The sequence below is a fragment of the Chryseobacterium sp. FG46 genome, from assembly GCF_057809135.1.
On the sequence record NZ_JBMDJJ010000002.1, the window covers coordinates 182,140 to 194,104 of the forward strand.

The following is an 11,965-nucleotide window of genomic DNA, read 5'->3' on the forward strand; positions in this document are numbered from 1 at the left end:
TTATTATTGTGCTTTTACCTGCTCCAGCTTTATGAATATTTTAGAAAGGTTAGGCTGGGCATTACCTGAAGTGGGAGCTCCTACCATAATGGTTGCGGTATAAGCAGTTTTTGAAGAAGCATTACTGTCTATCCAGGTATATCTTCTATGTTCAGGTCCGCCGCCGGATCCATCTATAATCCCTATATTCCCCCAGTACGCGTTCCCCATTGCCCCTGTGCCCTGAGGGAACCAGCTGGTTGATGAGTCTGCCATACCACCCCATACACCTGAAGTAATATTGTTTGTGGTTACAGCTGAACCAATATAGCCTCCATATTCGGTATTATAATTCCAATACAGATTAACGGTGGAACCCGTATTATTAAATAATTGTACGTTAGGATTGGCAGGGGTTGTACCACTTGTGGTATCAAATATTACCCTGATAGAATATTTACCATCCGGGCTGGCAAGAGGTAAAGTATAGGCTTGTTTCCCGTTGGGATCGGTTGTTAGGGTAGGGTATCCCATCACAGCTACAGATGAAATGTCGGCACGGCTGCTATTTCCCACTGTAGCGGTACAGTTTTGTCCTGCTGTTAAGAAAGGAACTGCAGTGCTGGTTATAGGAAGGCTCATGTCATTGTTGGTGGTAGGAGTTCCACTCACAGAGAAAACCAGTTCGCCACCACCAAATTCCAACGTTCCGGGTCTTAGCTGAAACGTTAATCCGTTTACTGTAAAAGGAGTACCGGAATTATACGAACCTCCATTTCCCCCGGTATAAGTAATTCTCAGGTTTCCGCTGTAAGGAGTACCGGCAGTATAAGTAGCAGGGTTTAGATAAGCTGTACTACATTGTAATGCAGAAATGGCGGGAGCGATGGCATTGGTTGCCTGTGTCAGTCTCTGCCATACTGTTCCATCAAAGTAATAGTAACCCATAGCAGTAACATTGATACGCTGTCCTGTAGCATCTCCGCCAGTGATATCGGTAATATAAATTAATGCTCCGGTTTGATCGCTGCCATAGGTAGCAGTATTGGCGGTAAGCTCAGCTCTTGTAAGCCTTGGAGCCTGTAATCCGAATGTTTGTGTGTTATTCGTAATCAGTCCCGAATTATCTCTTGTAGCCGATACATCCAATGTTGTTTTGGGTGAGGCTGTATTAATACCTACTTGAGCAAATGAGATTCCGGAAATAAAAATAGCACTGAATTGTATAAATTTTGTTTTCATATTGAGGTGTGGTTTTGCGTAAGTCAAATATAACTTTTTTTTATGAAAAATTAAGAAAAAAACCGTTCTAATTGATAAAAATTAACTAATTGGTAATATTATGTTTTATTTTTGAGTTTCATATGGGTTTAAAACTATTTATATCAAATTCTGTTTTTTCTCTGCATCACATTATTTTCTGGCGCAAAGCTTACATTTTGAAACCGTTGATTGTAAAAGAACAAAGGATAAAATCAACAAAGTTGCTTCGTTGAAATATACATATAAGCATCCCGCTTCATTACTAAGCCACAAAAGTTATTATTAAAGTTTAAACAACCTCATTGTTAATACTTTAGAAAGTGTAAGAAAATACAACACCATTACGTTCACATATGATGAAGATCTTTGATTATCAAAAAAAATCAGGGGTACTTCTTACAGGCAAAGTAAATAACTTAAATATTTAAAATCTTTTTTTGCTTTTGTAGTTTAAAAAAAGTTAAAACATCTTTTTTGTGAAATTTACAGTCTGATTCTTTTATGGTTGAAAGAAAAACGATTTACTTATATTTGCTCTGCAAAGCAAATTTAAATGTTCAAAAAAGTAATTACTGTATGTGTCCTTAGCTTTTATACGGTTTTTTGTTCGGCCCAGCAGGTTCGGCCTTCCAAATCATCTGAAATTTACCGCGAACTCAAAACCCTTAAACACCTTCCTAAAGTTTTATACCTTGCGGCTCATCCCGATGATGAGAATACAGGATTGCTCTCCTGGTTAATCAACGATCAAAATGTAGAAACGGGCTATTTATCTTTAACAAGAGGAGATGGTGGTCAGAATTTATTAGGTACAGAGCAGGGAGCTGCATTGGGTTTAATCAGAACACATGAGCTTTTGGAGGCAAGAAAATTAGATGGCGCCCAACAGTTTTTTACCCGTGCCATTGATTTCGGATTCTCTAAAAATACTACTGATACTTTTAAACAGTGGGATGCAGACAGCATTACTGCGGATGTAGTTTGGGTAATCCGTCAATTCCGTCCTGATGTTATCATTTGTCGTTTTCCTCCTACTGCTGCTGCGGGCCACGGACAACATGCGGCTTCTGCGGTGGTTGCAGAAAAAGCTTTTAAGCTGGCAGGCGATAAAACGGCTTTCCCGGATCAGCTGAAATATGTTAATACATGGCAGCCAAAACGCGTATTGTGGAATACTTTTCGGTTTGGCGGGGTTAATACCACCGCAGAAAATCAACTGAAAGTTACCGTTGGACAATATGATGCTCAACTGGGAATGGGCTATGGTGAATTGGCAGGATTAAGCAGAAGTTTACACAAAAGCCAGGGTGCAGGAACACAGTCTGTGGCAGGCATCAGAACTGAATATTTTTCCCACGTTATTGGTGAGCCCGCAAAAGCAACACTATTTGATGGAGTAACAAAGACGTGGACCTCACAGGGAAACGCTGATATTGACCAGGCATTGGATAAAATTATTTCCGCTTTTAATTTCAATAATCCTGATCTTAGCTTACCTGCTTTGCTTGCTTTGCGAAAAAAGGTCATGGCAATCAAAGATGCAGACCTGAAAAGGGATAAAATGAAATCTCTCGACAATATCATTTTAAGCTGTGCCGGATTTATGGGTGAGGCAGTTACCAGCCAGGCTGAAGCTGTTGCCGGGGAGCATTACAATTTCAGGTTAAACCTGATTTCAAGAACTGCAAATCCTGTTGTTTTAGAAAATGTAAAATGGGTAAGTCAATCAGAGAGTTTTAATAGAGAACTATCAAAAGATTCTTTAATTACCATTCAGCATGACATTCAGATTCCTGCCGATGCATCACTCACAGAACCTTACTGGCTGGCAAAACCACCTGCGGACGCAGCCACTTTTTCTGTTCCCAATGATACTTTAGTCGGTTTGCCAGAGGCAGAATCCCCACTGAATGTTTTGCTTGGTTTAAAAATCGGTTCAGAAAAGTTTCAGGTTAAACTTCCTTTATCTTTCAAGAAATTAGATCCGGTTCGTGGCGATGTAGTTGAAGCCTTGCGTATAGTTCCTGCCCTGGAACTGAAATTTACACAACCACTTTATCTTGTCAAAGAAAATGAAGATTTACACTTGAGTTTAAATGTTAAGATGAATTCTGACAAACAGTACAATAAAGGTACTCTGAATCTGATGTATAACGGAGAACGGTTAGGCGGCGCAGACATAAGTTCAGCAAAAGGTAAAGATTTTACCGTGGATTACGTTATTCCCAAAGCTAAGCTGGCTTCTATAAACTCATCTCGTTTGCAATTGGATGCCGGTTTTCTTGCGGATGGAGTAACTTATAATAAAAAACAGATATTAATTCAATACCCGCATCTGCCTTCCTTACAATATTTTGCTCCTGCAGCCGTCGTTGTAATGAAAGGAGAGATTCAGACTAAGGTTAAAAAAGTGGGTTATATAGAAGGCGCTGGAGATTTCATTCCTGAGTTTCTACGCATCGCAGGAGTTCAGGTAGATGTCCTTAAAGACGAAGATTTTTATGGTAACTTGGATGAGTCTGGTGGAAGTGGCAGTCTAAACAAGCTATCGCAATATGATGCCATCGTGCTGGGTGTTCGTGCCAATAATACAGAAAAAAAACTGGGCCGCTGGATGCCTTTTTTATGGTCTTATGCAAAAGCTGGGGGTAATCTGGTGATGCAGTATAACACCAATCAGGATACAACCGTTAACCAATTGGGAATGTACAATTTCAGTATTGCCAATAAGCGTGTTACTGAAGAAAATGCTGCCGTTACGTTTTTAAATCCCAATCATAAATTACTGAACTTTCCGAACAAAATTACTGATGATGATTTTAAAGGCTGGGTACAGGAACGTGGCGCCTATTTTCCTAATCAATGGGATGCCGCATATGAACCGCTTTTTGAAATGCATGATACAGGTGAAGAGCCTCTGAAGGGATCAACTTTATATGCCCGATACGGGAAGGGTAATTTTATTTATACATCGCTGGCATTTTTCAGACAACTGCCTGCGGGAAATGTTGGGGCGGCACGTTTATTTTTTAACTTTTTATCTGCACAGAAAAACTGATGAACAAGCAATTTAAAAATTGGAATACCTGGTATATACTAATGGTTGTTGCATTAGTATTGCAGATCGCATTTTATTATTGGTTTACTAAATTCTGGGCATGAGTAATATAGATTGGACAGTTCTTATTGTTACACTTGTTGCAGTGGTGGTTTACGGCGTATTCATCGGTCGTGGTCAAAAAAGCAACGAATCCTACCTGAAAGCAGATAATAAAATGCCCTGGTACATTGTGCTTATCGGTATTATGGCTACGCAGGCAAGTGCCATTACATTTCTTTCAGCACCGGGACAGGCTTATACAGACGGAATGCGTTTTGTGCAGTATTATTTTGGTCTGCCTTTGGCGATGATTGTGATCTGTATTACTTTCATCCCGATTTTTCAGCGCTTGAACGTGTATACCGCCTATGAATATTTAGAAAATCGTTTTGATAAAAAAACAAGGGTACTCACTTCACTGCTTTTTCTTTTTTCCAGAGGTTTATCAACGGGAATCAGCATTTACGCTCCAAGTATCATCTTATCAAGCGTTTTAAACTGGAATATTTATTTAACGAATGTTTTAACAGGGGGCATTCTGCTGATTTATACCTATGTTGGCGGAGCAAAAGCGATCGCTCACACCCAAAAATTACAGTTTCTCATTATTCTGGGAACAATGGCTTTTGCAGGCTATCTGCTCATTCAGAATATGCCGAATGGAATTGGCTTTAAGGATGCGCTTTATCTTGCGGGAAAATCCGGAAAGCTGAACGTAATCACTACAGAATTCGATTGGAAAGATAAATACAATATTTGGAGCGGCTTAATTGGTGGTTTTTTTCTTGCCCTTTCGTACTTCGGTACAGACCAGAGCCAGGTTGGAAGATATATTACCGCGAAAGACAATACCAATGCGAAAATGGGTCTGTTGTTGAACGGATTGGTCAAAATTCCGATGCAGTTTGCTATTCTTCTTATCGGTGCTTTACTTTTCGCTTTCTTTTCTCTGAAACCGGCTCCGATTTATTTTAACGAACGTTCCTATCAATACTTAAAGGAAACAAAACCTGAACAGGCTGCGGTTTTTGAAAAAGAACATCAGGATTTACAAATAAAATTTAATGCAGAATCGAAAGAAATTTTAAGGCTTAAAGAAGCTCATTCTCCTCAACTTATAAAAACAATTCAGGATTTTAAAAATACACAAACAGAAGTAAAAGCACTGCACGGCAGGGTAGAGGAAGCGATCAATAAATCAAACTATAATGCGGAGAAAACGGATACGAATTACATTTTCCTGTATTTCGTGAAAAATACCCTGCCTGTAGGGATGATCGGTTTACTGTTTGCCGTCATTTTTCTGGCCAGCTGGGGTTCCATTTCTGCAGCACTAAATTCCCTTGCTGCCTGCTCATTAAAAGATGTTCATTTGATATTCAGCAAAGAAATTCCTGATGAAAAAACCGAACTGAAGTACAGCCGTCTGCATACGTTGGCCTGGGGGATTTTCTCAATCGGAGTAGCCATGTTTGCCACGCAGATGGGTTCCCTCATTGAAGCGGTTAATGTATTGGGTTCTCTTTTCTACGGCCCGATATTGGGAATTTTTCTTGTCGCATTTTACTATAAAAAAATCAATGGCTCAAATGTATTTATTTCTGCAATTTTATCAGAAATTACAGTTATTGCCGTTTATCAGTTTGATATCGTTTCTTTCCTTTGGCTTAATGTGATCGGTGCAGCGGCAGTTATTATATTTTCGGCAATCATAATACTGTTTTATAAACAGAAAGTAGTAAATTCGTAAACAAACAATAACAAAAACAAACAAATAAAAATAGTATGAAAACAATGATTAAATCTGCTACCGTGCTTTTTGCTGCAGTAACACTTTCAGTGAATGCCTTTGCACAGGAGGCTAAAAAACCTGCCAGCCCTCCGGCTACTGCTACGGGAAAAATTAAAGATGCAACTATTACAATAGCCTATAGCAGTCCTTCTGTAAAAGGGCGTACAATCTGGGGCGGTTTAGAAGCTTATGATAAAGTTTGGCGTGCAGGTGCCAATGAAGCAACTACTTTTGAAACGGATAAAGATATTACTGTTCAGGGTAAAAAACTACCTGCAGGTAAATACAGCTTTTTCTTAATCCCTAAACAAAGCGGAACCTGGACTGCGATTTTTAATAAAGAACCAAAACAATGGGGCGCTTATAAATACGAACAAGCTAAAGATGCTTTACGTGTAGAAGTAAAAACAAAAGCTTTACCAGCCACACAGGAAACTTTAGTGTATAAAATAAACAGCAATGGGTTCACGATGGATTGGGATAAAATCTCAGTTCCTGTAGAGATAAAATAAATATAAATATAAGAACTAAAAATCCCGTATTAACGGGATTTTTTTTGTTTAAAGTTTTGAATTGTATCAAAGATTACGATTGAGGCATTTCTATTCCGTTTATTTAAGCAGAATAAGCATTTTGTCTTGTTAATTGAGTCAACGGGCGTATCTTCAAACACTTTTATAGATGATTTAATTCTTTTAAACTTAATTAAACAAGAATTAGGGATCCTCAATAAAGCCTTTTAAGAACCAGATAATTCAAAGATTTTGTCGATATCTAAGTTTCTGTATTCTGAATATACATGTGAATGAAAATCATTCAATTTTCTGAGCAATTCTAAAAGTTCTGCTTTTTCTTTATTTTCAAGCTTGCCTGCGAGAATTCTGGACGTCATATTCACTTTTTCAACGGAGCGGTGAAAATAATCTTCTCCTTTTTCAGTGATGTTGAGGCGTTTACTCCTTTTATCCTCAATATCGTTCTTTTCCTCTATTAGGCCATATTCCAGAAGACGTTTGATAATCTGCGTTCCGGTCTGTTTTTCGTGTCCGTTTCTTTCAATCAGCTGAATTTTAGTGAGATTCGGTTCGTCTTTCAGCCGGTAGAGATAGGTGAATTCTTCATTGGCCAATTCAGGGAAATTATGAAGGCCTTTTCTGATCAATTGTTTAGAATACCTTCCCAAAAGTAAAACCTGTTTGCAGATTTCATTTTCTGTAAAAGAAACCTGATGCTTTTCATTTTTAAAAAGCTTTGTCGGGCTTTCCGTTCTGTATTTTTTATCATTCAGCCACAAGCGGAAATCCTCAACAGTGGAGTGAGGTTTATAGGCTTCGGAGTTTTCAAATTCTTTTACCTGATGCAGTAAATCAATGAAAAAGTCAGTATTCATAGCGCAAATTTAAGCTAAATATTTTTTCTGTAATTACAGTTTCACACTTCCCATTCCGCCGTCAATTCCAATAACCTGCCCTGTGATCCAGGAAGATCTGTCCGAAACCAAAAAAGCCGTAATTTCCGCAATTTCTTCAGCAGTTCCCACTCTCTGTAACGGATGTCTTTTGGCAGAAGCTTCTCTTTTTTCCGGAGTTGATAGAAGTTGTGATGCCAGATTCGTGTCCGTTAAAGAAGGTGCAATGGCATTGACCCTGATTTTCTGGCCAGAAAATTCTGCCGCTAAGCTTTTCGTAAGACCTTCCACAGCATTTTTACTTGCCGCAATAGAAGCGTGAAAAGGCATTCCGAGTTTTGCAGCAACCGAACTGAAAAGAACAACCGATGCACTTTCAGATTTTTTAAGATGAGGCAAAAGCTTCTGAATAATTTTAACTGCTCCTAAAACATTGATTTCAAAATCATTTTTAAAATCATCCAAAGAAAGCCGGTTGAAAGGTTTCAAATTAATGCTGCCTGGCGCATAAACCAATCCGTCAACAACTTCAGGAAAGCTGATTTCATCTAAATTTCCCGAAAGAATGTCCATTGCATGGAATTCAATATTCGGATGATTCAGTTCCGGATTTTCTGTTCTGGAAATTCCGATGATTTTGTGCTCTTGTGCAAGATTTTTTGCCGTTGCCAGTCCGATACCTTTTCCACAACCGATGATGACGATATTTTTCATATGTAGATATTTATTGTTTTTTTAAGGTCATATGGAATCGCTGTATCTTCATTGGTGTTTGAGCAAGCTAATAATGGCGATTTCATAATGATTTATTTTTGATATTTTAACGCTATGAGCGTAGAATTTTTTAATTTGAGACACTTCTACCAGCTCAGTGTGACAACTCTAATACTTTTCGCTTAATTATTTCTATACTGTCAGGCTGAGCTTGTCGAAGCCATTTACATCAAACTTTTATGCTCTTTTGAACAACTAACTTATTCGTAAACTATTCTTTTATGTTAGGATTAATTACCTTTTCGATATTTTATTATTGTTGATCATCCGTTGTCTGCTGCATTTAAAGCGGTTGATTTCTTCGCTTCTTTTTTTCAGATGTTTCTGGCTCACTCCGGAGTTCACTCTTTTTCTCCACAGCTTAAAACTGGATTCTTTCAGTTCCGAACGCATCAGTTCAATCACTTCCGATTCGCTCATTCCAAACTGAAATTGTATGGCTTCAAACGGCGTTCTGTCTTCCCACGCCATTTCGATGATTCTGTCGATTTGTTGTATGTTGAGGTTTTTATTCATTTTTTTGTTTTTTTAACTGAAATATCCTCCGGCAAGTTTGTGATGATATCTCTTATACTAACTTTTATTCTGCTTTGTCAGGCTGAGCTTGTCGAAGCCTTTTTTTCTTTTTCAAGATTTATATTCAAACATTTCTTGCGTGGCTAAAAGAATCATTTAACATTCCCAATAAACTTCTTTGCCGCTTTAAAATGCTGTTTTCGTTTTTCTTCCGGCATTTTCTCCAAAGTTCTCAGCATCATTCCCAGTCTTGGATTTTGGGCAAAGAAATCCTGATGGTCATTAATAAAATTCCAGAATAGGGCATCCCATTGTTCCGCCCAGTCTCCGTTGCTGTAATCACTCATTTTTTTAATGTAATTGCTTCCGCTGATGTAAGGTTTGGTGCTCATTTTTCCGCCATCCGAATAGCTGCTCATTCCATACACATTCGGAACCATCACCCAATCGTAAGAATCAATGAACATTTCCATAAACCACTGATAAACCTCATCGGGACTGAACTGACAGAGATTCATAAAATTGGCAAAAATCATCAGTCTTTCGATGTGATGGGCATAGCCGGTTTTCAGAATTTTCTGAAGTGTACTGTCAATCGGGCGGATTCCAGTTTGGGCAGTATAAAAAGATTCCGGAAGTTTCTGCTGATGTTTCCAGTAATTTTTATTTCGCTGATACGTTCCCTGATAAACATAAACGCCCCGTACAAATTCCCGCCAACCCAAAATCTGGCGCACAAAACCTTCCAGAGAATTCACCGGAATATGATTCTCCTGTGCAAATGATATTGCTTTTTCCAGAACATTTTCAGGTGTTAAAAGTCCGATATTCATCAACGGAGAAAGTACGCTGTGATGGAGAAAATATTCTTTTTCCACAATGCTGTCTTCATAAACGCCAAACTCCGGAAAACGGTTCTCCAGAAACTGTTCCAGCCATTGTTCAGCTTCTTTAAAAGTGGTCGGGTAGAGCTGCTCATTGCTCAGTGTCCCGTAATTTTTGGCGAAATGTTTCTCAGTATATTGTTTCGCTTCTTCATAAAAGTTATTGTTTTGCGGGAAATAAATTGCAGGAGCTTTTTTATTTTTCGGATATTTTTTGCGGTTTTCTGTGTCGTATGTCCATTTTCCGCCCAACGGTTTTCCTGCTTTCATCAGGATATTTCGCTTGATTCTCTGCTGTTTGTAAAAATCGGTCTGATGATAAGATTTTTTATCTTCAAAATAATCTTTCAGGTCTTCTTTGGTATTGATGAAAAGCGGACTTTCCAGCATTTCGAGTTCCAGTTTTGTCTTTCCGAGCCTTTTTTCCAGCCAGTTGTCGCAGACATCAGTTGTTTTTATGGTTTTAAAATCTTCTTTTTCAAGCTTTTGAATTAAATTTCTGAGGTCTGAAAATTTCGATGAGCTTTCGATATATTCAACTTCAAAACCTGCTTTTTTCAGCTCATTTTCATAAAATTTCATGGTTGCCCGGTGAAACGCAATCTTCTGTTTATGAAAAGAATATTGTTTAAAAAACAGAAATTCCTCTACCAGAAATACAGGCTGATTTTTATCCAGATAATCCACATCCTCAAAAAGCTGATGCGGAAAAATCAATTGAGCGGTATGTTTTATTGTTTGATCCATAATCTTCTGAATTCCTGGCGGGAATCATACATTTCTGCCTGTTTTTCGGGATTGAAAGTTCTGTTACGGTTATCATTTCCGACTCCGGCGAGATACATCCAGTTGCCATAATTGCTGTGAACATCGTAATCAATAAGCATTTCCTCAAAATAAGCCGCTCCAGTTCTCCAGTCCTGTTTCAGGATTTTACAGAAGTAGGAAGCCGCATTCTGACGACCGCGATTGCTCATCCAGCCCGTATTTTTCAGTTCAAGCATATTCGCATTCACAAAATCGGAATCAGTTTCTCCATCCTTCCATTTTTGAATCGATACTTTATTTTTTTCGGCAAGATAACTCTGATGATTGATTCCGGTTTTTTGGAAAATTAAATCCTTGTACTGTAAAGAAATATATCTGAAAAAATCCCGCCACAGCAGTTCAAAAACCAGCCAATACGTTGAATCATTAGCTCCGAACTCTTTTTCATATTTTTTAATTTCATAATAAATCGTTACCGCAGAAAGACTTCCGTCCGAAAGCCATGCTGAAAATTTTGAACTGTAATCTGTTCCCGCCAAACCGTTTCGTGTGTCTTTATATCTGCTCAGATTCTGTGTTTCCGGGAAATAATAATGTAATCTTTTCAAAGCTGCATTTTCTCCGCCGGAAAAAGGGAAGGCTGTTCTTTTATCGGTTTCAAAAGCTTCAAAACCTAATATTTTCAAAGAAATTTCATCACTTTTCAGGTGAATATCTGCTTTGTCATATATGTCATTTTCCGATGCAAATTCAGGACGAATCAGGAGATTTTTTTCAATTTTCTGTCTGAACGTTGTGAAAAGCAACGGAATGTTATCCAAAGCTTTAAATGCAAAAAGCGGATGTACCAAAAACTGAGAATACGATTTTTCCCAAATTGCAGACGGAACAGCTTTTTCAATTTTAGCCTGTAATTCAACTTCCTCCTTTGTCCATTCTTCCTGACAGAAAATCTTAACTACTTCAAATTCTTTGGAAATGTCTTTGAAAATATCTGCCGTTTTTCCGTATTTAACTAAAAAAGAAATCTTTTGTTTGGCTAAATTCTGTTTTAAATTTTCAACCGTTTCTAGCAGGAATTTGGCTCTGAATTTAGCAATTCTTCTACAGCCGGACTGCTTTTGAGCAAAAAATTCACAATCAAAAACATAGACGGCAAGAAAAGGTAGATCTTCCTGCATCGCGTTGTATAAGGATTCTGAATCTCTTGTTCTTAAATCTTTGGTGAACCAGAGGATGTTGATTTTTTGTTTTTCCGGCATCTTTCGCTGCAATATTTTACATTGTCCCAGTTTTTCTTCCACTTTTTCCGCCAGCTGAAAGGCAGTCCGCAGACTTCACAGATTTTGGACGGTAATCCTGAAGGCATATTTCTATAGTTTTTATTTTTGACTTCGCTTTTTCCTGATTCTGCTAAAGACCCTTTGACAAGCTCAGGGTGGCAACTCTAATACTTTTCGCTTCATTATTTCTCTACTGTC

The 11,965-nt window shown here is 38.2% G+C and carries 10 protein-coding genes; 3 read left to right on the top strand and 7 right to left on the bottom strand.

From position 1 onward, the window contains the following. Positions 1 to 3 precede the first annotated feature (3 nt). Complete coding sequence (locus tag ACODR7_RS02285) at positions 4 to 1,221, bottom strand: hypothetical protein (protein ID WP_488836949.1); 1,218 nt, start codon at positions 1,219 to 1,221, stop codon at positions 4 to 6. 574 nt (positions 1,222 to 1,795) lie between these two features. Between ACODR7_RS02285 and ACODR7_RS02290 the strand changes: the two genes are divergently transcribed. The 3 genes from ACODR7_RS02290 (at position 1,796) to ACODR7_RS02300 (ending at position 6,646) form a co-directional block, all read left to right on the top strand. Then, positions 1,796 to 4,300 carry a PIG-L family deacetylase gene (locus tag ACODR7_RS02290; RefSeq protein ID WP_488836951.1) on the top strand — a complete coding sequence of 835 codons (2,505 nt, stop codon included), beginning with the start codon at positions 1,796 to 1,798 and terminating at the stop codon, positions 4,298 to 4,300. A gap of 100 nt (positions 4,301 to 4,400) precedes the next feature. Further along, positions 4,401 to 6,092 (top strand): sodium:solute symporter family protein, encoded by a 1,692-nt coding sequence (locus tag ACODR7_RS02295; RefSeq protein WP_488836953.1) that lies wholly within the window; start codon positions 4,401 to 4,403, stop codon positions 6,090 to 6,092. Positions 6,093 to 6,127: 35 nt separating this feature from the next. Then, positions 6,128 to 6,646 carry a DUF2911 domain-containing protein gene (locus ACODR7_RS02300; protein WP_488836955.1) on the top strand — a complete coding sequence of 173 codons (519 nt, stop codon included), beginning with the start codon at positions 6,128 to 6,130 and terminating at the stop codon, positions 6,644 to 6,646. Positions 6,647 to 6,873: 227 nt separating this feature from the next. On the opposite strand, the gene ACODR7_RS02305 is transcribed toward ACODR7_RS02300, so the two are convergent. From ACODR7_RS02305 to ACODR7_RS02330, 6 genes are all read right to left on the bottom strand, one after another. Then, a complete protein-coding gene (locus tag ACODR7_RS02305; RefSeq protein ID WP_488836957.1) occupies positions 6,874 to 7,524 on the bottom strand; it encodes a MarR family winged helix-turn-helix transcriptional regulator in 651 nt (216 codons plus the stop codon). A 33-nt stretch (positions 7,525 to 7,557) separates the two neighbouring features. Then, positions 7,558 to 8,256 carry an SDR family NAD(P)-dependent oxidoreductase gene (locus ACODR7_RS02310; RefSeq protein WP_488836959.1) on the bottom strand — a complete coding sequence of 233 codons (699 nt, stop codon included), beginning with the start codon at positions 8,254 to 8,256 and terminating at the stop codon, positions 7,558 to 7,560. 294 nt (positions 8,257 to 8,550) lie between these two features. Continuing rightward, entirely contained in the window at positions 8,551 to 8,832 is a 282-nt protein-coding gene (locus ACODR7_RS02315) for a TIGR03643 family protein (RefSeq protein WP_488836961.1), read from the bottom strand. Between the two features lie 152 nt (positions 8,833 to 8,984). Then, positions 8,985 to 10,463, bottom strand: coding sequence for a cryptochrome/photolyase family protein (locus tag ACODR7_RS02320; RefSeq protein WP_488836963.1), 1,479 nt, complete (start codon positions 10,461 to 10,463; stop codon positions 8,985 to 8,987). Further along, the gene (locus ACODR7_RS02325; RefSeq protein ID WP_488836965.1) at positions 10,448 to 11,746 is read right to left on the bottom strand and encodes a DASH family cryptochrome; all 1,299 of its coding nucleotides are present in this window, start codon (positions 11,744 to 11,746) and stop codon (positions 10,448 to 10,450) included. The genes ACODR7_RS02320 and ACODR7_RS02325 overlap by 16 nt, the downstream gene beginning before the upstream one ends. Beyond that, positions 11,698 to 11,853, bottom strand: coding sequence for a DUF2256 domain-containing protein (locus tag ACODR7_RS02330; protein WP_488836967.1), 156 nt, complete (start codon positions 11,851 to 11,853; stop codon positions 11,698 to 11,700). Before ACODR7_RS02330 ends, ACODR7_RS02325 begins: the two co-directional genes overlap by 49 nt. Positions 11,854 to 11,965: the final 112 nt, after the last annotated feature.

Bases quoted from the DNA above. Each gene is read 5' to 3' on its own strand.
- ACODR7_RS02325 (WP_488836965.1), bottom strand. From the start codon at position 11,746: ATGCCGGAAAAACAAAAAATCAACATCCTCTGGTTCACCAAAGATTTA.
- ACODR7_RS02290 (WP_488836951.1), top strand. From the start codon at position 1,796: ATGTTCAAAAAAGTAATTACTGTATGTGTCCTTAGCTTTTATACGGTT.
- ACODR7_RS02310 (WP_488836959.1), bottom strand. From the start codon at position 8,256: ATGAAAAATATCGTCATCATCGGTTGTGGAAAAGGTATCGGACTGGCA.
- ACODR7_RS02330 (WP_488836967.1), bottom strand. From the start codon at position 11,853: ATGCCTTCAGGATTACCGTCCAAAATCTGTGAAGTCTGCGGACTGCCT.
- ACODR7_RS02285 (WP_488836949.1), bottom strand. From the start codon at position 1,221: ATGAAAACAAAATTTATACAATTCAGTGCTATTTTTATTTCCGGAATC.
- ACODR7_RS02305 (WP_488836957.1), bottom strand. From the start codon at position 7,524: ATGAATACTGACTTTTTCATTGATTTACTGCATCAGGTAAAAGAATTT.
- ACODR7_RS02315 (WP_488836961.1), bottom strand. From the start codon at position 8,832: ATGAATAAAAACCTCAACATACAACAAATCGACAGAATCATCGAAATG.
- ACODR7_RS02320 (WP_488836963.1), bottom strand. From the start codon at position 10,463: ATGGATCAAACAATAAAACATACCGCTCAATTGATTTTTCCGCATCAG.
- ACODR7_RS02295 (WP_488836953.1), top strand. From the start codon at position 4,401: ATGAGTAATATAGATTGGACAGTTCTTATTGTTACACTTGTTGCAGTG.
- ACODR7_RS02300 (WP_488836955.1), top strand. From the start codon at position 6,128: ATGAAAACAATGATTAAATCTGCTACCGTGCTTTTTGCTGCAGTAACA.